The organism is Staphylococcus sp. EG-SA-14 (assembly GCF_017151935.1).
GTDB lineage: Bacteria > Bacillota > Bacilli > Staphylococcales > Staphylococcaceae > Staphylococcus > Staphylococcus aureus.
In genome coordinates this window covers 88,615-115,556 of the sequence record NZ_JACVZM010000002.1, presented here as the reverse complement: position 1 = coordinate 115,556, position 26,942 = coordinate 88,615, and the positions used below count along the sequence as shown (strand labels likewise).

At 33.0% G+C, this 26,942-nt stretch carries 24 protein-coding genes; 23 read left to right on the top strand and 1 reads right to left on the bottom strand.

Annotated elements, in window-relative coordinates:
• The first annotated feature begins 34 nt into the window (after positions 1-34).
• From IDG63_RS02780 to IDG63_RS02740, 9 genes are all read left to right on the top strand, one after another.
• Positions 35-523: a peptide deformylase gene (locus IDG63_RS02780; protein ID WP_000985289.1), complete on the top strand. Its 489-nt coding sequence runs from the start codon at positions 35-37 to the stop codon at positions 521-523.
• Positions 516-1,451: a methionyl-tRNA formyltransferase gene (gene fmt, locus IDG63_RS02775; RefSeq protein WP_000161291.1), complete on the top strand. Its 936-nt coding sequence runs from the start codon at positions 516-518 to the stop codon at positions 1,449-1,451. Before IDG63_RS02780 ends, fmt begins: the two co-directional genes overlap by 8 nt.
• A complete protein-coding gene (rsmB, locus tag IDG63_RS02770; RefSeq protein WP_000572235.1) occupies positions 1,448-2,755 on the top strand; it encodes a 16S rRNA (cytosine(967)-C(5))-methyltransferase RsmB in 1,308 nt (435 codons plus the stop codon). The genes fmt and rsmB overlap by 4 nt, the downstream gene beginning before the upstream one ends.
• Before the next feature lie 2 nt (positions 2,756-2,757).
• Positions 2,758-3,852, top strand: coding sequence for a dual-specificity RNA methyltransferase RlmN (gene rlmN / locus IDG63_RS02765; RefSeq protein ID WP_000626900.1), 1,095 nt, complete (start codon positions 2,758-2,760; stop codon positions 3,850-3,852).
• Between the two features lie 6 nt (positions 3,853-3,858).
• A complete protein-coding gene (locus IDG63_RS02760; protein WP_000888497.1) occupies positions 3,859-4,602 on the top strand; it encodes a protein-serine/threonine phosphatase Stp1 in 744 nt (247 codons plus the stop codon).
• A complete protein-coding gene (pknB, locus tag IDG63_RS02755; RefSeq protein WP_000579564.1) occupies positions 4,599-6,593 on the top strand; it encodes a serine/threonine protein kinase Stk1 in 1,995 nt (664 codons plus the stop codon). Before IDG63_RS02760 ends, pknB begins: the two co-directional genes overlap by 4 nt.
• 227 nt (positions 6,594-6,820) lie before the next feature.
• Positions 6,821-7,696: a ribosome small subunit-dependent GTPase A gene (gene rsgA, locus IDG63_RS02750; protein ID WP_000847936.1), complete on the top strand. Its 876-nt coding sequence runs from the start codon at positions 6,821-6,823 to the stop codon at positions 7,694-7,696.
• Positions 7,697-8,341 (top strand): ribulose-phosphate 3-epimerase, encoded by a 645-nt coding sequence (gene rpe / locus IDG63_RS02745; protein WP_000164337.1) that lies wholly within the window; start codon positions 7,697-7,699, stop codon positions 8,339-8,341.
• A gap of 6 nt (positions 8,342-8,347) precedes the next feature.
• Positions 8,348-8,989, top strand: coding sequence for a thiamine diphosphokinase (locus IDG63_RS02740; RefSeq protein WP_000547902.1), 642 nt, complete (start codon positions 8,348-8,350; stop codon positions 8,987-8,989).
• Positions 8,990-9,369: 380 nt separating this feature from the next.
• Here the strand turns inward: IDG63_RS02740 and rpmB are convergent, their stop codons facing one another.
• The gene (gene rpmB / locus IDG63_RS02735; RefSeq protein WP_000517908.1) at positions 9,370-9,558 is read right to left on the bottom strand and encodes a 50S ribosomal protein L28; all 189 of its coding nucleotides are present in this window, start codon (positions 9,556-9,558) and stop codon (positions 9,370-9,372) included.
• Positions 9,559-10,000: 442 nt separating this feature from the next.
• On the opposite strand from rpmB, the gene IDG63_RS02730 reads away from it, so the two are divergent.
• The 14 genes from IDG63_RS02730 to rpsP all read left to right on the top strand — a co-directional run bounded on the left by IDG63_RS02730 (position 10,001) and on the right by rpsP (position 26,761).
• Positions 10,001-10,375, top strand: coding sequence for an Asp23/Gls24 family envelope stress response protein (locus IDG63_RS02730; protein WP_000171418.1), 375 nt, complete (start codon positions 10,001-10,003; stop codon positions 10,373-10,375).
• Positions 10,376-10,389: 14 nt separating this feature from the next.
• Positions 10,390-12,036, top strand: coding sequence for a fatty acid kinase catalytic subunit FakA (fakA, locus tag IDG63_RS02725; protein ID WP_000623903.1), 1,647 nt, complete (start codon positions 10,390-10,392; stop codon positions 12,034-12,036).
• A gap of 189 nt (positions 12,037-12,225) precedes the next feature.
• Positions 12,226-14,286 (top strand): ATP-dependent DNA helicase RecG, encoded by a 2,061-nt coding sequence (gene recG / locus IDG63_RS02720; protein WP_001151518.1) that lies wholly within the window; start codon positions 12,226-12,228, stop codon positions 14,284-14,286.
• 202 nt (positions 14,287-14,488) lie between these two features.
• Positions 14,489-15,061 (top strand): transcription factor FapR, encoded by a 573-nt coding sequence (fapR, locus tag IDG63_RS02715; protein ID WP_001548538.1) that lies wholly within the window; start codon positions 14,489-14,491, stop codon positions 15,059-15,061.
• 4 nt (positions 15,062-15,065) lie between these two features.
• Complete coding sequence (gene plsX, locus IDG63_RS02710) at positions 15,066-16,052, top strand: phosphate acyltransferase PlsX (RefSeq protein WP_000239744.1); 987 nt, start codon at positions 15,066-15,068, stop codon at positions 16,050-16,052.
• On the top strand, positions 16,045-16,971 hold the full coding sequence (gene fabD / locus IDG63_RS02705) for an ACP S-malonyltransferase (RefSeq protein WP_000047348.1): 927 nt from the start codon (positions 16,045-16,047) through the stop codon (positions 16,969-16,971). The genes plsX and fabD overlap by 8 nt, the downstream gene beginning before the upstream one ends.
• Positions 16,964-17,698: a 3-oxoacyl-[acyl-carrier-protein] reductase gene (fabG, locus tag IDG63_RS02700; protein ID WP_086095880.1), complete on the top strand. Its 735-nt coding sequence runs from the start codon at positions 16,964-16,966 to the stop codon at positions 17,696-17,698. Before fabD ends, fabG begins: the two co-directional genes overlap by 8 nt.
• Positions 17,699-18,295: 597 nt before the next feature.
• The gene (locus tag IDG63_RS02695; RefSeq protein ID WP_000426914.1) at positions 18,296-18,529 is read left to right on the top strand and encodes an acyl carrier protein; all 234 of its coding nucleotides are present in this window, start codon (positions 18,296-18,298) and stop codon (positions 18,527-18,529) included.
• A gap of 115 nt (positions 18,530-18,644) precedes the next feature.
• Entirely contained in the window at positions 18,645-19,376 is a 732-nt protein-coding gene (rnc, locus tag IDG63_RS02690; RefSeq protein ID WP_000043237.1) for a ribonuclease III, read from the top strand.
• A gap of 146 nt (positions 19,377-19,522) precedes the next feature.
• Positions 19,523-23,089, top strand: a complete 3,567-nt coding sequence (gene smc / locus IDG63_RS02685) for a chromosome segregation protein SMC (protein ID WP_000262686.1) — start codon at positions 19,523-19,525, stop codon at positions 23,087-23,089.
• A complete protein-coding gene (gene ftsY / locus IDG63_RS02680) occupies positions 23,089-24,339 on the top strand; it encodes a signal recognition particle-docking protein FtsY (protein ID WP_000007687.1) in 1,251 nt (416 codons plus the stop codon). The genes smc and ftsY overlap by 1 nt, the downstream gene beginning before the upstream one ends.
• Entirely contained in the window at positions 24,326-24,658 is a 333-nt protein-coding gene (locus IDG63_RS02675) for a putative DNA-binding protein (protein ID WP_000531320.1), read from the top strand. The genes ftsY and IDG63_RS02675 overlap by 14 nt, the downstream gene beginning before the upstream one ends.
• 25 nt (positions 24,659-24,683) lie before the next feature.
• Positions 24,684-26,051 carry a signal recognition particle protein gene (gene ffh / locus IDG63_RS02670; protein ID WP_000863479.1) on the top strand — a complete coding sequence of 456 codons (1,368 nt, stop codon included), beginning with the start codon at positions 24,684-24,686 and terminating at the stop codon, positions 26,049-26,051.
• Between the two features lie 434 nt (positions 26,052-26,485).
• Positions 26,486-26,761, top strand: coding sequence for a 30S ribosomal protein S16 (gene rpsP / locus IDG63_RS02665; RefSeq protein ID WP_000268754.1), 276 nt, complete (start codon positions 26,486-26,488; stop codon positions 26,759-26,761).
• Positions 26,762-26,942: the final 181 nt, after the last annotated feature.

Genomic DNA, 26,942 nt, shown 5'->3' with positions numbered 1-26,942 from the left:
ATAGTTTGATGAATTTTATTGAGGAGTAAGAGTTATGGCGATTAAAAAGTTAGTACCAGCATCGCATCCTATTTTAACGAAAAAAGCGCAAGCAGTTAAAAAATTTGATGATTCGTTAAAAAGATTATTACAAGATTTAGAAGATACAATGTATGCACAAGAAGCTGCTGGCTTATGTGCACCTCAAATTAATCACTCATTGCAAGTGGCAATTATTGATATGGAAATGGAAGGATTATTACAACTTGTTAATCCGAAAATTATTAGTCAATCAAATGAAACAATAACAGACTTAGAAGGTTCAATTACATTGCCAGATGTTTACGGCGAAGTGACAAGAAGTAAAATGATCGTTGTCGAAAGTTATGACGTCAATGGGAACAAAGTTGAACTAACTGCACATGAAGATGTAGCAAGAATGATTTTGCATATTATAGATCAAATGAACGGTATCCCTTTTACAGAACGTGCGGACCGTATTTTAACAGATAAAGAAGTGGAGGCATATTTTATAAATGACTAAAATAATATTTATGGGTACACCAGACTTTTCAACAACTGTTTTAGAAATGCTTATTGCAGAACATGATGTCATTGCAGTCGTAACGCAACCAGATCGGCCTGTTGGACGTAAACGTGTTATGACACCACCACCAGTTAAAAAAGTTGCAATGAAATATGATTTACCTGTATATCAGCCTGAAAAATTAAGTGGATCAGAAGAATTAGAACAATTGCTTCAATTAGATGTAGATTTAATTGTAACTGCTGCTTTTGGACAATTATTACCTGAATCATTGTTGGCATTACCAAAACTTGGCGCAATTAATGTACATGCATCATTGTTACCAAAGTATAGAGGTGGTGCACCAATTCATCAGGCAATTATCGATGGTGAACAAGAAACCGGCATAACAATTATGTATATGGTTAAAAAATTAGATGCGGGTAATATTATTTCGCAACAAGCAATTAAAATAGAAGAAAATGATAATGTCGGTACGATGCATGATAAATTAAGTGTATTAGGGGCAGATTTATTAAAAGAAACTTTACCATCTATTATAGAGGGCACAAATGAAAGTGTACCTCAAGATGATACGCAAGCAACATTTGCTTCCAATATTCGACGCGAAGATGAGCGAATTAGCTGGAATAAACCAGGAAGACAAGTGTTTAATCAAATTCGTGGATTATCACCATGGCCAGTTGCTTATACAACTATGGATGACACTAACTTGAAAATATACGATGCTGAACTCGTTGAGACTAATAAGATAAACGAGCCTGGAACCATTATAGAAACGACTAAAAAAGCCATTATTGTTGCTACAAATGATAATGAAGCTGTTGCAATTAAAGATATGCAATTAGCTGGGAAAAAGAGAATGTTAGCTGCCAATTATTTAAGTGGTGCGCAAAACACACTAGTAGGGAAGAAACTTATATGATAGAAAACGTGAGAAGTCTTGCTTTTGACACGATTCAAGATATATTAAATGAAGGTGCGTATAGTAACTTGCGTATCAATGAAGTGTTGTCAGAAAATGAATTAAATGCAATGGATAAGGCTTTATTTACAGAAATTGTCTACGGAACCGTTAAAAGAAAATATACGTTAGATTTTTATTTAAAGCCTTTTGTGAAAACAAAGATTAAGGCATGGGTTAGGCAATTATTATGGATGAGTATTTATCAATATGTTTATTTAGATAAAGTTCCAAATCATGCCATTATTAATGAAGCAGTTGAAATAGCAAAAGAACGCGGTGGCTATCATAATGGTAATGTCGTAAATGGTATTTTACGTACAATGATGCGTAGTGACTTACCTGATTTTAATGAAATTGCAGATCCTAAAAAAAGAATGGCAATCGAGTATAGTATGCCGAAGTGGATTATAGATCATTGGGCAACACATTATGGTCTCGAAGAAACTGAAACAATTTTACAGTCATTTTTAGAAACGACATCAACAACTGTGCGTGCCAACCTGACGCGAGCATCATTAGATGATATTATTGAAAAGTTGCAAGACGAAGGTTATGACGTTGAAAAAGATCATGACTTACCTTATTGTCTCCATATAGGTGGACAACCAATTATTCATTCTCGTTCATTTAAAGATGGATTCGTTTCAATTCAAGATAAAAGCTCAATGTTTGTTGCACACATTATGAATGTAGACCGACATGATCACGTATTAGATGCATGTAGTGCACCTGGCGGTAAAGCTTGTCACATTGCTGAAGTTTTAATGCCAGAAGGGCAAGTTGACGCTTCAGATATACATGATCACAAAATAGACTTAATTAATTTTAATATAAAAAAATTACGATTAACAAATATTAAAGCTTTTCAACATGATGCGACAAAACCTTATGATAAAACATACGATAAGATACTTGTTGATGCACCATGTAGCGGATTAGGTGTAATGAGACATAAGCCGGAGATTAAGTATACTCAAAGCAAACAACATATTGAGTCACTAGTTGAATTACAGCTTGAAATATTGGAAAATGTAAAAAACAATGTAAAAATAGGTGGCGAAATCATCTATTCAACATGTACAATTGAGCAACTAGAAAATGAAAACGTGATTTATACGTTTTTGAAAAATAATAAAAACTTCGAATTTGAACCGTTTCAACATCCGATAACTGGAGAGTTGGTCAAAACGTTACAAATCATGCCGCAAGACTTTAATTCAGATGGATTCTTTATCACTAAGATAAAAAGAAAGGACAATTAGGAATGATAACTGCTGAAAAGAAAAAGAAGAATAAATTTCTTCCAAATTTTGACAAGCAATCAATATATTCATTGCGATTTGACGAAATGCAAAACTGGCTCGTTGAACAAGGTCAACAAAAATTTCGAGCGAAACAGATTTTTGAATGGTTATATCAAAAAAGAGTAGATTCGATTGATGAAATGACGAACTTATCGAAAGACTTACGACAGCTTTTAAAAGATAACTTTACTGTTACAACTTTAACAACTGTAGTAAAACAAGAAAGTAAAGACGGTACAATTAAATTCTTATTTGAATTACAAGATGGCTATACAATTGAAACTGTTTTAATGAGACATGATTATGGAAATTCAGTATGTGTAACGACACAAGTAGGTTGTCGTATCGGATGTACGTTTTGTGCTTCTACACTTGGCGGCTTAAAAAGAAACCTTGAAGCTGGCGAAATTGTTTCACAAGTTTTAACAGTTCAAAAAGCCCTTGATGCTACAGAAGAGCGCGTATCTCAAATTGTCATAATGGGTATCGGTGAACCATTTGAAAATTATGATGAAATGATGGACTTTTTAAGAATCGTCAATGATGATAATAGTTTAAATATTGGTGCACGTCACATTACAGTATCAACATCAGGTATCATTCCTAGAATATACGACTTTGCGGATGAAAATATCCAAATTAATTTTGCTGTAAGCTTACACGCCGCAAAAGATGAAGTGCGATCACGCTTGATGCCAATTAACCGTGCATATAATGTTGAGAAGTTAATCGAAGCAATTCAATATTATCAAGAAAAAACAAATCGTCGTGTTACTTTTGAATATGGTCTGTTTGGTGGTGTGAATGACCAACTAGAACATGCAAGAGAATTAGCACATTTAATAAAAGGCTTAAACTGCCATGTTAACTTAATTCCTGTCAACCATGTTCCAGAAAGAAATTATGTGAAAACGGCTAAAAATGATATCTTTAAATTTGAAAAAGAATTAAAGAGACTAGGAATTAATGCCACAATACGTCGTGAACAAGGTTCGGATATTGACGCAGCTTGTGGTCAATTAAGAGCAAAGGAACGACAAGTAGAAACGAGGTAAAGACAAATGCTAGAGGCACAATTTTTTACTGATACTGGACAACATAGAGATAAGAATGAAGATGCGGGTGGTATTTTTTATAATCGAACTAATCAACAACTTTTAGTTCTGTGTGATGGTATGGGCGGCCATAAAGCAGGAGAAGTTGCAAGTAAATTTGTTACAGATGAGTTGAAATCCCGTTTTGAAGCGGAAAATCTTATAGAAGAACATCAAGCTGAAAATTGGTTGCGTAATAATATAAAAGATATAAATTTTCAGTTATATCACTATGCACAAGAAAATGCAGAATATAAAGGTATGGGTACAACATGTGTTTGTGCACTTGTTTTTGAAAAATCAGTTGTGATAGCAAATGTCGGTGATTCTAGAGCCTATGTTATTAATAGTCGACAAATTGATCAAATTACTAGTGATCACTCATTTGTTAATCATCTTGTTTTAACGGGTCAAATTACGCCGGAAGAAGCATTTACACATCCACAACGTAATATTATTACGAAGGTGATGGGCACAGATAAACGTGTGAGTCCAGATTTGTTTATTAAGCGATTAAATTTTTATGATTATTTATTATTAAATTCAGATGGATTAACTGATTATGTTAAAGACAATGAAATTAAGCGTTTGTTAGTAAAAGAAGGTACAATAGAAGATCATGGTGATCAATTAATGCAATTGGCATTAGATAACCATTCGAAAGATAACGTTACTTTCATACTCGCGGCTATTGAAGGTGATAAAGTATGATAGGTAAAATAATAAATGAACGATATAAAATTGTAGATAAGCTTGGCGGCGGTGGCATGAGTACCGTTTATCTTGCTGAAGATACGATACTTAACATTAAAGTTGCAATTAAGGCGATTTTTATACCACCTAGAGAAAAAGAAGAAACATTAAAACGTTTTGAACGAGAAGTACATAACTCATCACAGCTATCACATCAAAATATAGTAAGTATGATCGATGTTGATGAAGAAGATGACTGTTACTACTTAGTAATGGAATATATTGAAGGTCCGACTTTGTCTGAGTATATTGAAAGTCATGGGCCATTAAGTGTTGACACGGCGATTAATTTTACGAATCAAATATTGGATGGTATTAAACATGCGCATGATATGCGTATTGTACATAGAGATATTAAGCCACAAAATATATTAATTGACAGCAATAAAACGTTGAAAATATTTGATTTTGGAATTGCTAAAGCTTTAAGTGAGACGTCTTTAACTCAGACTAATCATGTGTTAGGTACTGTGCAGTACTTTTCGCCAGAACAAGCAAAAGGTGAGGCAACGGATGAATGTACAGATATTTATTCTATAGGTATTGTGTTATATGAAATGCTTGTTGGTGAACCACCCTTTAATGGAGAAACTGCAGTTAGCATTGCGATTAAACATATTCAGGATTCTGTGCCAAATGTGACAACAGATGTACGTAAGGATATTCCGCAATCTTTAAGTAATGTCATTTTACGCGCTACAGAAAAAGACAAAGCGAATCGTTACAAAACAATTCAAGAAATGAAAGATGATTTGAGTAGTGTTTTACATGAAAATCGAGCGAATGAAGATGTCTATGAACTCGATAAAATGAAAACGATAGCGGTACCTTTGAAAAAAGAAGATCTAGCAAAGCATATTAGTGAACATAAGTCGAATCAACCTAAACGTGAAACGACGCAAGTACCTATTGTAAATGGGCCTGCTCATCATCAGCAATTCCAAAAGCCAGAAGGTACGGTTTACGAACCAAAACCTAAAAAGAAGTCAACACGAAAGATTGTGCTCTTATCACTAATCTTTTCGTTGTTAATGATTGCACTTGTTTCTTTTGTGGCAATGGCAATGTTTGGTAATAAATACGAAGAGACACCTGATGTAATCGGGAAATCTGTAAAAGAAGCAGAGCAAATATTCAATAAAAACAACCTGAAATTGGGTAAAATTTCTAGAAGTTATAGTGATAAATATCCTGAAAATGAAATTATTAAGACAACTCCTAATACAGGTGAACGTGTTGAACGTGGTGACAGTGTTGATGTTGTTATATCAAAAGGCCCTGAAAAGGTTAAAATGCCAAATGTCATTGGTTTACCTAAGGAGGAAGCCTTGCAGAAATTAAAATCGTTAGGTCTTAAAGATGTTACGATTGAAAAAGTATATAATAATCAAGCGCCAAAAGGATACATTGCAAATCAAAGTGTAACCGCAAATACTGAAATCGCTATTCATGATTCTAATATTAAACTATATGAATCTTTAGGCATTAAGCAAGTTTATGTAGAAGACTTTGAGCATAAATCCTTTAGCAAAGCTAAAAAAGCCTTAGAAGAAAAAGGGTTTAAAGTTGAAAGTAAGGAAGAGTATAGTGACGATATTGATGAGGGTGATGTGATTTCTCAATCTCCTAAAGGAAAATCAGTAGATGAGGGGTCAACGATTTCATTTGTTGTTTCTAAAGGTAAAAAAAGTGACTCATCAGATGTCAAAACGACAACTGAATCGGTAGATGTACCATACACTGGTAAAAATGATAAGTCACAAAAAGTTAAAGTTTATATTAAAGATAAAGATAATGACGGTTCAACTGAAAAAGGTAGTTTCGACATTACTAGTGATCAACGTATAGACATTCCTTTAAGAATTGAAAAAGGAAAAACAGCAAGTTATATTGTTAAAGTTGACGGTAAAACTGTAGCTGAAAAAGAAGTCAGCTATGATGATGTATAAATATAATTGAAGTAAATGTACCGAGGTTTCTATTTGGAAGTCTCGGTATTTTTATGTTGAGATTGCGGTAGTTTTAAAATGCTTCATGTCATCATATACAGGTGAGCATTGTCTATCAATTCTGTATCACTCTCACAATATTTATATCATTTGAAATGATCATTTATATATTAATTTTCCAGTCTTTGATATAATAAATGCAGTAAAATTAATCGAGAGGTGCCATTTTGAAGACAGGTCGAATAGTGAAATCAATTAGTGGGGTATATCAAGTAGACGTTAATGGCGAACGTTTCAATACAAAACCACGAGGATTATTTAGAAAGAAAAAATTTTCACCGGTAGTTGGTGATATAGTGGAATTTGAAGTACAAAACATTAACGAAGGCTATATTCATCAAGTGTTTGAGCGGAAAAATGAGTTGAAAAGACCACCTGTAAGTAATATAGATACACTAGTAATTGTAATGAGTGCTGTCGAGCCAAATTTTTCAACGCAATTATTAGATCGATTTTTAGTTATTGCACATTCGTATCAGTTAAATGCGAGAGTTTTGGTGACTAAAAAAGATAAAACACCAATTGAAAAGCAGTTCGAAATTAATGAGTTGTTGAAAATATATGAAAATATTGGCTATGAGACTGAATTTATTGGAAATGATGATGATCGAAAAAAAATTGTAGAAGCTTGGCCAGCTGGACTTATAGTACTTAGTGGTCAATCAGGTGTCGGTAAGTCCACTTTCTTAAATCATTATCGTCCAGAACTTAATCTTGAGACAAATGATATATCAAAATCATTAAATCGAGGAAAGCATACTACAAGACATGTCGAACTATTCGAACGTCAAAACGGTTATATTGCAGACACACCTGGATTCAGTGCTTTAGATTTTGATCATATAGATAAAGATGAAATAAAAGATTATTTTCTTGAATTAAATCGATATGGTGAAACATGTAAGTTTAGGAATTGTAATCATATCAAAGAACCTAATTGTAATGTTAAGCATCAATTAGAGATAGGGAATATTGCGCAATTTAGATACGACCATTATTTACAACTATTTAATGAAATTTCAAATAGAAAGGTTAGATATTAAATGACAAAACTATATCCATCATTATTATCTGTTGATTTTTTGGATTTACAACATGAATTAAAACGACTTGAAGAAGCAGGTGTCGACGGAGTTCATTTTGATGTTATGGATGGTCAATTTGTGCCTAATATATCTATTGGTTTACCAATATTAGATGCAGTAAGAAAAGGCACAACATTACCTATAGACGTACATTTGATGATTGAAAATCCAGAAAAGTATATTGCATCATTTGCAGAACATGGTGCCGATATGATTTCAATTCATGTCGAATCAACGCCTCATATTCATCGTGCTATTCAAATGATTAAACATTTAGATAAAAAAGCTGGTGTAGTAATTAATCCTGGTACACCAATATCACAAATTGAACCTATTTTAGACACTGTTGATTATGTACTAGTGATGACAGTTAACCCAGGGTTTGGTGGTCAATCATTTATTGATCAATGCGTAGAAAAAATAGCGGGTCTTAATGCTATTAAAATGGAACGTCAATTAAACTTTGATATTGAAGTTGATGGAGGCGTAAATACCGATACAGCGAAAGTTTGTGTTGAAAATGGTGCTACAATGCTAGTAACAGGTTCATTTTTCTTTAAACAAGAGGATTATAAAAAAGTCACACAAGCATTGAAAGGTTGAGTGTATATGCATATAAATTTATTATGTTCTGATCGACACTTGCCGCAAGATATTTGGGCCAAAAGTAATGAAGGTAAATGGGGCGGCGTTGATAGAGGTGCTTTGATTTTATTGAAGCATCAAATTATCCCTTTTTTCTCAGTGGGAGACTTTGATTCAGTCAGTAAAGAAGAACGCCAACTTCTAACAGAACAGTTACAAATCAAACCAGTTCAAGCTGAAAAAGCTGATACGGATTTAGCTTTAGCGGTTGATAAAGCTGTTGCACTTGGATTTGATAGTATTACAATTTATGGTGCAACAGGCGGACGATTAGATCACTTTTTTGGGGCAATTCAGTTATTATTGAAAAAAGCATATTATAAACATGATGTTCATATAGAAGTTATCGATCAACAAAATAAAATTGAATTATTGCCTAAAGGTCAACATACAGTTGAAAAAGATAAGAGTTATCCGTACATTTCATTTATACCGATGACTGATGATATAGAACTTTCTCTAGCAGGTTTTAAATATAATTTAGCTAGACAAATGCTTAATATAGGTTCTACTTTAACTATTTCAAATGAAATTGAGTCTTTGCAAGCGAAAGTAACTGTACATGATGGGTTGATTTTGCAAATTAGAAGTACAGATTTAAATTAAGTATATTCAAATTTGTGAGGATTTTTAATAAAGTGCATGAGTTATTTAATAAAGTGACGTTTATAGATAGAATTTATAACATAATAATAGATGAATCACGCTGTAATTAATGAAGATTATGGCGTGATTTATTATTGAAAGGAAAATTGTAGGTCCTAGTACATTGATTTATGTGCCAAAATCGATATTGAACCCATAAGTCCAATTTGACAGAGAACCATTATTAAACGTATTAACCAAATTATATTGATAGTTCGAATTTCACTATGAACCATTATGTATTGTTTGGTAACAAAAAAAGAACTAAGAGGTTGAGCTCTTAGTTCTTAAGTAAATGTGTCCTCCACATAAGGTCACATTTTTTATGTGCAATATATTTATTAAACTCTAGTTACTTTACCAGATTTTAAAGCACGTGCAGAAACCCAAACTTTTTTAGGTTTACCGTCAACTAGGATTCTAACTTTTTGAAGGTTAGCGTTCCATCTACGTTTAGTAGAGTTTAAAGCGTGTGAACGTCTGTTACCAGTCGAAGCTTTACGACCTGTTACGAAACATTGTTTACCCATATGAGTACCTCCTTTAATAAATATAAATACACATAACTACTTATATACTTAATTAAGATAGCATAGTTTCATTTGAAAAACAATGAATAATTTTCACATAAAAGTCAAAAATACTGAGTTTTGTGATATAATTGTAGACTGTGAAGTTATGTAGTATGATATTTTAGAGAAATAAGTGAATGAAACATTTAAAATTTTTATTTAATGATACTACATCTATTAAAAGAAAACGCCTATAGATAATCGTCATGAGTGTAAATTCAGTTTACTCAAAATATAATAGGTGATTTAAGCGTAAGTCATTCTGATAAGTTGTACCATTGATATTTTATAAAAATAATCAATGAAACTTAAAGCGTTTATGACTACACTAAGTGGTAAAATTTTAAAAGTGATTAGGGAAAACGAATAATAAACTTTGAAATTTAGGAGGGACAAAGATATGACATTAGAGATTTCAAATGATTACGGTAAAATTGATATTTCAAACGAAGTGATTGCTTCGGTTGTAGGTGGAAAGGCCGTTGAATGTTATGGTATTGTAGGTATGGCATCTAGACAACAAGTTAGAGATGGTATTGCGGAAATACTAGGACATGAAAATTATGCTAAAGGCATCAAAGTAACTGAAAATAATGGCGTAGTGGATATAGATATGTACATTATTGTAAGTTACGGTGTGAAAATATCTGAAGTTGCCAATAATGTACAATCAACAGTGAAATATACTTTGGAAAAATCACTTAATGTATCAGTAAATTCAATCAATATATATGTACAAGGTGTACGTGTGAATAATACAGGCAAGAAAGCTTAGGAGGACAACTTGAAATGATTAGCAAAATTAATGGTAAATTATTTGCCGATATGATTATACAAGGGGCACAAAATTTATCTAACAATGCAGATTTGGTAGATTCTTTGAATGTGTATCCAGTGCCAGATGGTGATACAGGAACAAATATGAATCTTACTATGACTTCAGGTCGCGAAGAAGTAGAGAATAATTTGTCGAAAAATATCGGCGAATTAGGTAAAACATTCTCGAAAGGTTTACTAATGGGTGCAAGAGGTAACTCTGGTGTCATCTTGTCACAATTATTCAGAGGATTTTGTAAAAATATTGAAAGTGAATCTGAAATTAATTCAAAATTGTTAGCTGAAAGTTTTCAAGCTGGTGTTGAAACGGCATATAAAGCTGTTATGAAACCAGTTGAAGGTACAATACTTACAGTTGCAAAAGATGCTGCGCAAGCTGCAATAGAAAAAGCAAATAATACTGAAGATTGTATAGAATTAATGGAGTACATTATTGTAAAAGCCAATGAATCACTTGAAAACACACCAAACTTATTAGCTGTACTTAAAGAAGTTGGTGTTGTTGATAGTGGCGGTAAAGGTTTGTTATGCGTTTACGAAGGATTCTTAAAAGCGCTTAAAGGTGAAAAAGTTGAAGCCAAAGTTGCAAAGATAGATAAAGATGAATTTGTACATGATGAACATGATTTCCATGGTGTAATTAATACTGAAGATATTATTTATGGCTATTGTACTGAAATGATGGTTCGTTTTGGAAAGAATAAAAAAGCCTTTGATGAACAAGAATTCAGGCAAGATATGAGTCAATTTGGTGATTCTTTATTAGTCATTAATGATGAAGAAATTGTGAAAGTTCACGTGCATACCGAATACCCAGGTAAAGTGTTTAATTATGGTCAACAATATGGTGAATTAATTAAACTTAAGGTTGAAAATATGAGAGAACAGCACCGTGAAGTGATTCGAAAAGAACAGCACACAGCTAAACCGAAAATGGAAACGGTTGAAACAGCAATTATTACTATTTCTATGGGTGAAGGTATTTCAGAGATATTTAAATCAATGGGTGCCACACATATCATTAGTGGTGGACAAACGATGAATCCTTCTACAGAAGATATCGTTAAAGTCATTGAACAATCAAAATGTAAACGTGCAATTATTTTACCGAATAATAAAAATATCTTAATGGCAAGTGAACAAGCAGCGAGTATTGTTGATGCAGAAGCTGTTGTTATTCCAACGAAATCTATTCCTCAAGGTATAAGCGCACTATTCCAATATGATGTGGACGCAACACTTGAAGAAAATAAAGCGCAAATGGCTGATTCAGTAAATAACGTTAAATCTGGTTCATTAACGTACGCTGTTCGTGATACGAAAATTGATGGCGTTGAGATTAAAAAAGACGCGTTTATGGGCTTGATTGAAGATAAGATTGTAAGCAGCCAAAGTGATCAATTAACAACGGTTACTGAGTTGTTAAATGAGATGTTAGCAGAAGATAGTGAAATATTGACTGTGATTATTGGTCAAGATGCAGAGCAAGCAGTTACAGATAACATGATAAACTGGATCGAAGAGCAATATCCAGATGTAGAAGTGGAAGTTCATGAAGGTGGACAACCAATTTATCAATATTTCTTTTCAGTAGAATAAAAATTTAAAATAAAAAACTACCAATGATAAATCATCAGTTGGTAGTTTTTTATTTTGCTATTTTAGTGATATTGCGGGTTAAAAGTATCGTTCTCGAGTTGCTAACAATGTCATGTTCAACTTAGTCATGATAAAATAAATAACATACTAAATGATACGTAAAATCAAATAAAACATAGGTGATTTATTTTGGCTAAAGTAAACTTAATAGAAAGTCCATATTCTCTTTTACAATTAAAAGGTATAGGTCCTAAGAAAATAGAAGTATTGCAACAACTAAATATTCATACAGTGGAAGATCTTGTTCTTTATTTGCCAACTAGATATGAAGATAATACAGTGATTGATTTGAATCAAGCAGAAGATCAATCTAACGTTACGATAGAAGGACAAGTATATACAGCTCCAGTAGTTGTATTTTTTGGAAGAAATAAATCAAAATTAACCGTTCATTTAATGGTAAATAATATTGCTGTCAAATGTATTTTTTTCAATCAACCGTATTTAAAAAAGAAAATCGAATTAAATCAAACTATAACTGTTAAAGGTAAGTGGAATAGGGTTAAACAGGAAATTACTGGTAATAGGGTTTTCTTTAATTCACAAGGGACACAAACTCAAGAAAACGCAGATGTTCAATTAGAACCAGTCTATCGTATTAAGGAAGGTATTAAACAAAAGCAAATACGAGACCAAATTAGACAAGCATTAAATGATGTGACAATTCATGAATGGTTAACTGATGAACTAAGAGAAAAATATAAATTAGAGACCTTGGACTTTACTTTGAACACGTTACATCATCCTAAAAGTAAAGAGGATTTATTACGTGCTCGTAGAACCTATGCATTTACTGAACTATTTTTATTCGAATTACGTATGCAATGGCTAAATAGATTAGAAAAGTCATCTGACGAAGCAATTGAAATTGATTATGACATAGACCAAGTTAAATCATTTATTGTTCGTTTACCTTTTGAACTAACTGAAGCACAGAAATCCAGTGTTAATGAAATTTTTAGAGATTTAAAAGCACCAATACGTATGCATCGATTACTTCAGGGTGATGTAGGTTCAGGAAAAACAGTTGTTGCTGCAATTTGTATGTATGCGTTAAAAACGGCTGGTTATCAATCAGCATTGATGGTACCAACTGAAATTTTAGCAGAGCAACATGCTGAAAGTTTAATGGCTTTATTTGGAGATTCTATGAACGTTGCATTGTTAACTGGGTCAGTAAAAGGTAAGAAACGAAAGATACTTTTAGAACAACTTGAAAATGGTACGATTGATTGTTTAATTGGAACCCATGCTTTGATTCAAGATGATGTGATTTTCCATAATGTTGGTTTAGTAATTACAGATGAACAACATCGATTTGGTGTGAATCAACGCCAGCTTTTAAGAGAAAAAGGTGCAATGACGAATGTGTTATTTATGACAGCAACGCCGATACCAAGAACACTAGCAATATCAGTTTTTGGTGAGATGGATGTGTCTTCAATTAAACAATTACCAAAAGGTCGTAAACCTATCATTACTACTTGGGCAAAGCATGAGCAATACGATAAAGTTTTGATGCAAATGACCTCAGAGTTGAAAAAAGGTCGTCAAGCATATGTCATTTGCCCGCTAATAGAAAGTTCTGAGCATCTCGAAGATGTTCAAAATGTTGTCGCATTGTACGAGTCTTTACAACAGTATTATGGTGTTTCCCGTGTAGGGTTATTGCATGGTAAGTTGTCTGCCGATGAAAAAGATGAGGTCATGCAAAAGTTTAGTAATCATGAGATAGATGTTTTAGTTTCTACTACTGTTGTTGAAGTAGGTGTTAATGTACCGAATGCAACTTTTATGATGATTTATGATGCGGATCGCTTTGGATTATCAACTTTACATCAGTTACGTGGTCGTGTAGGTAGAAGTGACCAGCAAAGTTACTGTGTTTTAATTGCATCCCCTAAAACAGAAACAGGAATTGAAAGAATGACAATTATGACACAAACAACGGATGGATTTGAATTGAGTGAACGAGACTTAGAAATGCGTGGTCCTGGAGATTTCTTTGGTGTTAAACAAAGTGGGTTGCCAGATTTCTTAGTTGCCAATTTAGTTGAAGATTATCGTATGTTAGAAGTTGCTCGTGATGAAGCAGCTGAACTTATTCAATCTGGCGTATTCTTTGAAAATACGTATCAACATTTACGTCATTTTGTTGAAGAAAATTTATTACATCGCAGTTTTGACTAATTACCATGCTGATTTGTCAATTTGAGTGCAACACTTCGTTAATTGAGTGATATGACACTTGAACTATTTAAATGTAAAGTGGTATTTTAACAATTTATAAATTTTCGACTAAATAATAGCTAAATAATACAGTTATTTGTTGAGTCGGTTAAATAGAAAGTGTTATGATATGTGAGGAATGTTTAAGACTAGGTACTAAAAAATGAGGGGTGAGACGTTGAAACTAAAGAAAGATAAACGTAGAGAAGCAATCAGACAACAAATTGATAGCAATCCCTTCATCACAGACCATGAACTAAGCGACTTATTTCAAGTGAGTATACAAACAATTCGTTTAGATCGCACTTATTTAAACATACCAGAATTAAGGAAGCGTATTAAATTAGTTGCTGAAAAGAATTATGACCAAATAAGTTCTATTGAAGAACAAGAATTTATTGGTGATTTGATTCAAGTCAATCCAAATGTTAAAGCGCAATCAATTTTAGATATTACATCGGATTCTGTTTTTCATAAAACTGGAATTGCGCGTGGTCATGTGCTGTTTGCTCAGGCAAATTCGTTATGTGTTGCGCTAATTAAGCAACCAACAGTTTTAACTCATGAGAGTAGCATTCAATTTATTGAAAAAGTAAAATTAAATGATACGGTAAGAGCAGAAGCACGAGTTGTAAATCAAACTGCAAAACATTATTACGTCGAAGTAAAGTCATATGTTAAACATACATTAGTTTTCAAAGGAAATTTTAAAATGTTTTATGATAAGCGAGGATAAAATTATGGTTAAATTAGCAATTGATATGATGGGTGGCGACAATGCGCCTGATATCGTATTAGAAGCCGTACAAAAGGCTGTTGAAGACTTTAAAGATCTAGAAATTATACTTTTCGGTGACGAAAAAAAGTATAATCTGAACCATGAACGAATCGAATTTAGACATTGTTCTGAAAAGATTGAAATGGAAGATGAGCCTGTTAGAGCGATTAAACGTAAAAAAGATAGCTCAATGGTAAAAATGGCTGAAGCTGTGAAATCTGGTGAAGCAGATGGATGTGTGTCAGCAGGTAATACTGGTGCTTTAATGTCAGCTGGTTTATTCATTGTTGGACGTATTAAAGGTGTAGCTAGACCGGCTTTAGTAGTAACATTGCCAACGATTGATGGAAAAGGTTTTGTCTTTTTAGACGTTGGTGCAAATGCTGATGCTAAACCTGAACACTTATTACAGTATGCGCAACTAGGGGATATTTATGCTCAAAAAATTAGAGGTATTGATAATCCGAAAATCTCATTATTAAATATAGGAACCGAGCCAGCTAAAGGTAATAGTTTAACGAAAAAATCATATGAGTTATTAAATCATGATCATTCATTGAATTTTGTTGGGAATATTGAAGCGAAGACATTAATGGATGGCGATACAGATGTTGTAGTTACCGATGGCTATACTGGGAACATGGTCCTTAAAAATTTAGAAGGTACTGCAAAATCAATCGGTAAAATGTTAAAAGATACGATTATGAGTAGTACTAAAAATAAATTAGCAGGTGCAATATTGAAGAAAGATTTAGCTGAATTCGCTAAAAAGATGGATTACTCAGAATACGGTGGTTCCGTATTATTAGGATTGGAAGGTACTGTAGTTAAAGCACACGGTAGTTCAAATGCTAAAGCTTTTTATTCTGCAATTAGACAAGCGAAAATCGCAGGAGAACAAAATATTGTACAAACAATGAAAGAGACTGTAGGTGAATCAAATGAGTAAAACAGCAATTATTTTTCCGGGACAAGGTGCCCAAAAAGTTGGTATGGCGCAAGATTTGTTTAACAACAATGATCAAGCAACTGAAATTTTAACTTCAGCAGCGAACACATTAGACTTTGATATTTTAGAGACAATGTTTACTGATGAAGAAGGTAAATTGGGTGAAACTGAAAACACACAACCAGCTTTATTGACGCATAGTTCGGCATTATTAGCAGCGCTAAAAAATTTGAATCCTGATTTTACTATGGGGCATAGTTTAGGTGAATATTCAAGTTTAGTTGCAGCTGACGTATTATCATTTGAAGATGCAGTTAAAATTGTTAGAAAACGTGGTCAATTAATGGCGCAAGCATTTCCTACTGGTGTAGGAAGCATGGCTGCAGTATTGGGATTAGATTTTGATAAAGTCGATGAAATTTGTAAGTCATTATCATCTGATGACAAAATAATTGAACCAGCAAACATTAATTGCCCAGGTCAAATTGTTGTTTCAGGTCACAAAGCTTTAATTGATGAGCTAGTAGAAAAAGGTAAATCATTAGGTGCAAAACGTGTCATGCCTTTAGCAGTATCTGGACCATTCCATTCATCGCTAATGAAAGTGATTGAAGAAGATTTTTCAAGTTACATTAATCAATTTGAATGGCGTGATGCTAAGTTTCCTGTAGTTCAAAATGTAAATGCGCAAGGTGAAACTGACAAAGAAGTAATTAAATCTAATATGGTCAAGCAATTATATTCACCAGTACAATTCATTAACTCAACAGAATGGCTAATAGACCAAGGTGTTGATCATTTTATTGAAATTGGTCCTGGAAAAGTTTTATCTGGCTTAATTAAAAAAATAAATAGAGATGTTAAGTTAACATCAATTCAAACTTTAGAAGATGTGAAAGGATGGAATGAAAATGACTAAGAGTGCTTTAGTAACAGGTGCATCAAGAGGAATTGGACGTAGTATTGCGTTACAATTAGCAGAAGAAGGATATAATGTAGCAGTAAACTATGCAGGCAGCAAAGAGAAAGCTGAAGCAGTAGTCGAAGAAATCAAAGCTAAAGGTGTTGACAGTTTTGCGATTCAAGCAAATGTTGCCGATGCTGATGAAGTTAAAGCAATGATTAAAGAAGTAGTTAGCCAATTTGGTTCTTTAGATGTTTTAGTAAATAATGCAGGTATTACTCGCGATAATTTATTAATGCGTATGAAAGAACAAGAGTGGGATGATGTTATTGACACAAACTTAAAAGGTGTATTTAACTGTATCCAAAAAGCAATACCACAAATGTTAAGACAACGTAGTGGTGCTATCATCAATTTATCAAGTGTTGTTGGAGCAGTAGGTAATCCGGGACAAGCAAACTATGTTGCAACAAAAGCAGGTGTTATTGGTTTAACTAAATCTGCGGCGCGTGAATTAGCATCTCGTGGTATCACTGTAAATGCAGTTGCACCTGGTTTTATTGTTTCTGATATGACAGATGCTTTAAGTGATGAGCTTAAAGAACAAATGTTGACTCAAATTCCGTTAGCACGTTTTGGTCAAGACACAGATATTGCTAATACAGTAGCGTTCTTAGCATCAGACAAAGCAAAATATATTACAGGTCAAACAATCCATGTAAATGGTGGAATGTACATGTAATATATTTGAGCTAAAGCTCATTGACGCAGTGGTTGACTGGTCATCCAATGGAGAATTGTCTGACCTAGTCAACTTTGCGGGGGAAATTCTAAGCAACCTAGATAAGGTTCGAGAATTTCTCCCTAAGAAACACTAATCAATAAATTGATAAGAAGATTAGAGGAACGCTTGAGCTAAAGCTCAAGATAAAGACGCAGAAATCAATAAATTGATAACTGGGATAGAGGTACGCCTGAGCTAAAGCTCATTGACGCAGTGGTTGACTGGTCATCCAATGGAGAATTGCCTGACCTAGTCAACTTTGCGGGGGAAATTCTAAGCAACCTAGATAAGGTTCGAGAATTTCTCCCTAAGAAACACTAATCAATAAATTGATAAGAAGATTAGAGGAACGCTTGAGCTAAAGCTCATGTATAAGAAACACTAATCAATAAATTGATAAGAAGATTAGAGGAACGCCTGAGCTAAAGCTCATGCATAAGAAACACTAATCAATAAATTGATAAGTGTTTCTAAAATTTCTACTTGTTTTTTAGAATTTAAAATGGGAAAATATAATAGTCTATGTATAGGCATTTTTAAAGGAGGTGAATCGACGTGGAAAATTTCGATAAAGTAAAAGATATCATCGTTGACCGTTTAGGTGTAGACGCTGATAAAGTAACTGAAGATGCATCTTTCAAAGATGATTTAGGCGCTGACTCACTTGATATCGCTGAATTAGTAATGGAATTAGAAGACGAGTTTGGTACTGAAATTCCTGATGAAGAAGCTGAAAAAATCAACACTGTTGGTGATGCTGTTAAATTTATTAACAGTCTTGAAAAATAATAAATCTTACATCTGGGTCGTCAGTATTGTCGACTCAGTTTTTTTCTTTAATTATCAATAGTTTTAACGTAAAATTAAAGATGATTCAAGAGCAACACATAAAGGAGATAAAATAATGTCTAAACAAAAGAAAAGTGAGATAGTTAATCGTTTTAGAAAGCGCTTTGATACTAAAATGACAGAGTTAGGCTTTACTTATCAAAATATTGATTTATACCAACAAGCATTTTCGCATTCGAGTTTTATTAATGATTTTAATATGAATCGTTTAGACCATAATGAGCGTTTAGAGTTTTTGGGTGATGCGGTATTAGAATTGACGGTTTCACGATATTTATTTGATAAACATCCCAACTTGCCAGAAGGGAATTTAACAAAAATGCGTGCCACTATTGTATGTGAGCCCTCACTTGTAATATTTGCGAATAAAATTGGATTGAACGAAATGATTTTACTTGGTAAAGGTGAAGAGAAAACAGGAGGACGTACAAGACCATCATTAATATCAGATGCATTCGAAGCATTTATTGGGGCATTGTATTTGGATCAAGGACTAGATATAGTTTGGAAATTTGCTGAGAAAGTTATTTTCCCACATGTAGAACAAAATGAGTTATTAGGCGTGGTAGATTTTAAAACACAATTCCAAGAATATGTGCACCAGCAAAATAAAGGTGATGTAACCTATAATTTAATAAAAGAAGAGGGACCGGCACATCATCGTCTATTCACTTCAGAAGTTATTCTGCAAGGGGAAGCAATAGCTGAAGGTAAAGGGAAAACGAAAAAAGAATCAGAACAACGTGCTGCTGAAAGTGCCTATAAGCAATTAAAACAAATTAAATAGAAATTTATATGATACGACATATAGGTGTTCGATTTAGGATTTAAGGAAGAATTTTTAATATTTTATGGAACAACTTCGAAATTTAATATACAAATACTAAAATATCGTATACATGTGTTCTTTAAAATTGTGATAAGGAGTTTAGGATGGTTTATTTAAAATCAATAGATGCCATTGGATTTAAGTCTTTTGCAGATCAAACCAATGTTCAATTCGATAAAGGTGTAACTGCAATTGTTGGTCCAAATGGAAGCGGTAAAAGTAATATTACAGATGCTATTAAATGGGTGTTGGGTGAACAATCGGCTAAATCATTACGTGGCTCAAAAATGGAAGATATTATCTTCTCAGGTGCAGAACATCGCAAAGCTCAAAATTATGCTGAAGTACAGTTAAGATTAGATAATCATTCTAAAAAGCTCAGTGTTGATGAAAACGAAGTTATTGTAACAAGAAGATTGTATCGAAGTGGTGAAAGTGAGTACTACATAAATAATGACCGTGCAAGATTAAAAGATATTGCCGATTTATTTTTAGATTCTGGATTGGGAAAAGAAGCATATAGCATTATCTCGCAAGGTAGAGTTGATGAAATACTAAATGCTAAACCAATTGATAGACGTCAAATTATTGAAGAATCGGCTGGTGTACTTAAATATAAAAAACGTAAAGCTGAATCATTAAATAAACTTGACCAAACAGAAGATAATTTAACGAGAGTAGAAGACATTTTATATGATTTGGAAGGTCGTGTAGAACCTCTAAAAGAGGAGGCAGCTATAGCTAAAGAATATAAGACACTTTCACACCAAATGAAACATAGTGACATTGTAGTTACAGTGCACGATATTGATCAATATACAAATGACAATAGACAATTAGATCAACGTTTAAATGATTTACAAGGTCAACAAGCAAATAAAGAAGCTGACAAGCAACGTTTAAGCCAACAAATTCAACAATATAAAGGTAAACGTCATCAACTTGATAATGATGTTGAATCGCTTAATTATCAATTAGTAAAAGCTACGGAAGCCTTTGAAAAATATACGGGACAATTAAATGTTTTAGAAGAACGTAAGAAAAATCAATCTGAAACAAATGCACGATATGAAGAAGAACAAGAAAATTTAATTGAGCTTTTAGAAAATATATCAAATGAGATTTCTGAAGCTCAAGATACTTATAAGTCTCTGAAAAGTAAACAAAAAGAACTCAATGCTGTCATTCGTGAACTTGAAGAACAACTATATGTTTCAGACGAAGCACATGATGAAAAATTGGAAGAAATTAAAAACGAATACTATACATTAATGTCAGAGCAATCAGATGTTAACAATGATATTCGTTTTTTAAAGCATACTATAGAAGAGAATGAGGCTAAAAAATCAAGACTAGATTCTCGATTAGTTGAAGTTTTTGAGCAATTGAAAGATATTCAGGGTCAAATAAAAACGACAAAAAAAGAATATCAACAGACCAACAAAGAACTTTCTGCTGTAGATAAAGAAATTAAAAATATAGAAAAAGATCTCACTGATACAAAAAAAGCACAAAATGAATACGAAGAGAAATTGTATCAAGCATATCGATATACCGAAAAAATGAAAACACGTATTGATAGTTTGGCAACGCAAGAGGAAGAATATACTTATTTTTTCAATGGCGTCAAACATATTTTGAAAGCTAAAAATAAAGAATTAAAGGGTATTCATGGTGCAGTTGCGGAAATTATTGATGTGCCATCTAAATTAACTCAGGCAATTGAAACAGCATTAGGTGCTTCATTACAACATGTCATTGTAGATTCAGAAAAAGATGGACGCCAGGCTATTCAATTTTTAAAAGAACGTAATTTAGGTCGTGCGACGTTTTTACCATTAAATGTTATACAGAGTAGAGTGGTAGCGACTGATATTAAATCTATTGCTAAAGAGGCAAACGGATTTATTAGTATTGCTTCGGAAGCAGTTAAAGTAGCACCAGAATATCAAAATATTATCGGGAATTTATTAGGTAATACGATTATCGTTGATCATTTAAAGCATGCAAATGAATTGGCACGTGCGATTAAATATCGAACTCGTATTGTTACTTTGGAAGGTGATATTGTAAATCCTGGTGGTTCTATGACTGGTGGTGGCGCTCGTAAGTCAAAAAGTATTCTGTCTCAAAAAGACGAGTTGACAACAATGAGACACCAATTAGAAGATTACTTGCGTCAAACAGAATCATTTGAACAACAATTTAAAGAGTTGAAGATAAAAAGTGATCAATTAAGTGAACTGTATTTTGAAAAAAGTCAAAAGCATAATACACTTAAAGAGCAAGTGCATCATTTTGAAATGGAGCTCGATAGATTAACTACACAAGAAACACAAATAAAAAATGATCATGAAGAATTCGAATTTGAAAAAAATGATGGTTATACGAGTGACAAAAGTCGACAAACTTTGAGTGAAAAAGAAACTCATCTAGAAAGTATTAAAGCATCTTTAAAACGACTAGAAGATGAAATTGAACGCTACACAAAACTTTCTAAAGAAGGTAAGGAAAGCGTTACTAAAACACAACAAACCTTACATCAGAAACAATCTGATCTTGCTGTGGTTAAAGAGCGTATTAAAACACAACAACAGACAATTGATCGATTAAATAATCAAAGTCAACAAACTAAACATCAATTAAAAGATGTTAAAGAAAAAATTGCATTCTTTAATTCGGATGAAGTGATGGGCGAACAAGCTTTTCAAAATATTAAAGATCAAATTAATGGTCAACAAGAAACGAGAACACGCTTATCTGATGAATTAGATAAATTGAAACAACAACGTATTGAGTTGAATGAACAAATCGATGCGCAAGAAGCTAAACTACAAGTTTGTCACCAAGATATTTTAGCTATCGAAAATCACTACCAAGATATTAAAGCTGAACAATCAAAGCTAGATGTATTAATTCATCATGCGATAGATCATTTAAATGATGAATATCAATTGACTGTTGAACGTGCGAAATCTGAATATACGAGTGATGAATCGATTGACGCATTACGTAAAAAAGTTAAGTTAATGAAGATGTCGATTGATGAACTAGGTCCTGTAAACTTAAATGCAATTGAACAATTTGAAGAGTTAAATGAACGTTATACATTTTTAAGTGAACAACGTACAGATCTTCGTAAAGCTAAAGAAACATTAGAGCAAATTATAAGTGAAATGGATCAAGAGGTTACTGAAAGATTTAAAGAAACTTTCCATGCTATTCAAGGACATTTTACAGCTGTGTTCAAACAATTGTTTGGTGGAGGCGATGCAGAATTGCAATTAACTGAAGCCGATTATTTAACAGCTGGTATTGATATTGTGGTACAACCACCGGGTAAAAAATTGCAACATTTATCGTTACTGAGTGGTGGTGAGCGTGCATTAACTGCTATTGCTTTACTATTTGCAATTTTAAAAGTAAGATCTGCACCTTTTGTTATATTAGATGAGGTTGAAGCTGCACTAGATGAAGCAAATGTTATTAGATACGCAAAATATTTAAATGAGTTATCAGACGAAACACAATTCATTGTTATTACACACCGTAAAGGAACAATGGAATTTGCAGATAGGTTATACGGTGTAACAATGCAAGAATCAGGTGTTACTAAACTTGTGAGTGTGAATTTAAATACAATAGATGATGTGTTGAAGGAGGAGCAATAATGAGCTTTTTTAAACGCTTAAAAGATAAGTTTGCAACAAATAAAGAAAATGAAGAAGTTAAATCCTTAACAGAAGAACAAGGTCAAGACAAATTAGAAGATACACATTCTGAAGGTTCAACGCAGGACGTAAATGATTTAGCAGAAAATGCTGAAGTGAAAAAGAAGCCACGCAAGTTGAGTGAAGCGGATTTTGATGACGATGGCTTAATATCAATTGAAGATTTTGAAGAAATTGAAGCTCAAAAAATGGGGGCTAAATTTAAAGCAGGACTCGAAAAATCTCGTCAAAATTTCCAAGAACAATTAAATAATTTGATAGCGAGATATCGTAAAGTAGATGAAGACTTTTTTGAAGCTTTAGAAGAAATGTTAATCACTGCAGACGTCGGTTTTAATACAGTGATGACGTTAACTGAAGAATTACGTATGGAAGCACAACGACGTAATATTCAAGATACTGAAGATTTGCGTGAAGTCATTGTTGAAAAAATCGTAGAGATTTACCATCAAGAAGATGATAATTCAGAAGCTATGAACTTAGAAGATGGTCGTTTGAATGTCATTTTAATGGTCGGTGTGAATGGTGTTGGTAAAACAACAACAATTGGAAAATTAGCTTACCGATATAAAATGGAAGGTAAAAAAGTAATGTTAGCTGCGGGCGATACTTTTAGAGCGGGTGCTATTGATCAATTGAAAGTTTGGGGCGAACGTGTTGGTGTAGACGTAATTAGCCAAAGTGAAGGTTCTGATCCAGCTGCTGTTATGTATGATGCGATTAATGCCGCTAAAAACAAAGGTGTTGATATTTTAATCTGTGATACCGCTGGACGTTTACAAAATAAAACAAATCTAATGCAAGAATTAGAAAAAGTTAAGCGTGTAATTAATCGAGCAGTGCCAGATGCGCCTCATGAAGCATTACTATGTTTAGATGCTACAACTGGTCAGAATGCGTTGTCACAAGCTAGAAACTTTAAAGAAGTAACAAATGTTACAGGTATTGTATTAACGAAATTAGATGGTACAGCCAAAGGTGGTATCGTATTAGCCATTCGTAATGAATTGCACATTCCAGTTAAATATGTAGGTTTAGGTGAGCAATTAGATGACTTACAACCATTTAACCCTGAAAGTTATGTCTACGGCTTATTCGCTGATATGATTGAACAAAATGAAGAAATAACAACAGTTGAAAATGATCAAATTGTAACAGAAGAAAAGGACGATAATCATGGGTCAAAATGATTTAGTTAAAACGTTACGAATGAATTATTTGTTTGATTTTTATCAATCCTTATTGACGAATAAACAACGTAATTATTTGGAATTATTTTATCTCGAAGATTATTCTTTAAGTGAAATCGCAGATACTTTTAATGTGAGTAGACAAGCAGTTTATGATAATATAAGAAGAACTGGCGATTTAGTTGAAGATTATGAAAAGAAATTGGAATTATACCAGAAATTTGAGCAACGCCGAGAAATATATGATGAAATGAAACAACATTTAAGTAATCCAGAACAAATACAACGTTATATTCAACAATTAGAAGACTTAGAATAGATATAAATTGAGGGAGGACATCGATATGGCATTTGAAGGCTTATCAGAACGCCTGCAAGCGACGATGCAAAAAATGCGTGGTAAGGGTAAACTTACTGAAGCTGATATAAAGATAATGATGCGTGAAGTAAGATTAGCGTTACTTGAGGCTGACGTAAACTTTAAAGTGGTAAAAGAATTTATTAAAACAGTATCAGAACGCGCATTAGGTTCCGATGTAATGCAATCATTAACACCAGGGCAACAAGTTATTAAAATAGTTCAAGATGAATTAACGCAGTTGATGGGTGGAGAAAATACGTCGATTAATATGTCAAATAAACCACCTACTGTTGTTATGATGGTTGGTTTACAAGGTGCTGGTAAAACAACAACTGCAGGTAAATTAGCATTATTGATGCGTAAAAAATACAACAAAAAACCTATGTTAGTTGCAGCAGATATTTATCGTCCAGCAGCGATAAATCAATTACAAACAGTAGGGAAACAAATTGATATTCCTGTATACAGTGAAGGAGATCAAGTAAAGCCACAACAAATTGTAACTAATGCATTAAAACATGCCAAAGAAGAACATTTAGACTTTGTAATCATTGATACAGCAGGTCGATTACACATCGATGAAGCATTGATGAACGAATTAAAAGAAGTAAAAGACATTGCTAAACCAAACGAAATTATGTTAGTTGTCGATTCAATGACGGGTCAAGATGCTGTCAATGTTGCAGAATCTTTTGACGATCAACTTGATGTCACAGGTGTTACCTTAACTAAATTAGATGGTGATACACGTGGTGGTGCAGCTTTATCTATTCGTTCGGTGACACAAAAACCAATTAAATTTGTTGGTATGAGTGAAAAGTTAGATGGTTTAGAGCTATTCCATCCTGAACGTATGGCATCACGTATTTTAGGTATGGGTGATGTGTTAAGTTTAATTGAAAAAGCGCAACAAGATGTGGATCAAGAAAAAGCAAAAGATTTAGAGAAAAAGATGCGTGAGTCATCGTTTACTTTAGATGATTTTTTAGAACAACTTGATCAGGTGAAAAATCTAGGACCACTGGATGATATTATGAAAATGATTCCAGGTATGAATAAAATGAAAGGGCTAGATAAGCTTAATATGAGTGAAAAGCAAATTGATCATATTAAAGCGATTATCCAGTCAATGACGCCGGCTGAAAGAAACAATCCAGACACATTGAATGTATCACGTAAAAAGCGTATTGCTAAAGGGTCTGGTCGTTCATTACAAGAAGTCAATCGTTTGATGAAACAATTTAACGATATGAAGAAAATGATGAAACAATTCACTGGTGGCGGTAAAGGTAAAAAAGGTAAACGCAATCAAATGCAAAATATGTTAAAAGGTATGAATTTACCGTTTTAATGTTTAATATAACACGCTGATTTTTGTTGCAATGAGATGTGCATCCCGAAAGTTATACTAAAGAATATAACTTTATGGGGTGCATATTTTTAGATACACAATAATAATTAAAAACTGAAATTGCGGATTTGCTAGAACATGAGGTTATTGTTGCTAATATTAATAAGTTATATTGGTGGAACATGTGCGTTAGAAGTGGTACCATTCATGTCCTTACGAGATAAATTAACTAAACACGTATGTGGTGAAGGCTACTATGATTTTTTATAACCTATTAACAGTCTAATTTAGTAATCACATAGTTATTTTTGTAAGAAAAAGGTTCAATAATTTTTCTGGTAAAGAAAAAACTCTTTACAAACATTCACACACCTGTTAATATTATTTCTTGTAGAAAATAAAAATTAAAACATGACTTAAAGGAGATTTTATAAATGGCAGTTAAAATTCGTTTAACACGTTTAGGTTCAAAAAGAAATCCATTCTATCGTATCGTAGTAGCAGATGCTCGTTCTCCACGTGACGGACGTATCATCGAACAAATCGGTACTTATAACCCAACGAGCGCTAATGCTCCAGAAATTAAAGTTGACGAAGCGTTAGCTTTAAAATGGTTAAATGATGGTGCGAAACCAACTGATACAGTTCACAATATCTTATCAAAAGAAGGTATTATGAAAAAATTTGACGAACAAAAGAAAGCTAAGTAATTTAGCGTAAAATTGTTCTAACAATAAGAATAACTCGTTTACACTGACAGTTATTACTCAATGATACGTTGGGAATATCACATGTTAGTAATATAGAACGTATTGGGTACCATAATGGTGCCCTTTTTCTTTGAATTATTTTCAATTAAAATAGAAGTGTTCAAAGCATAGAGTTGGAGGT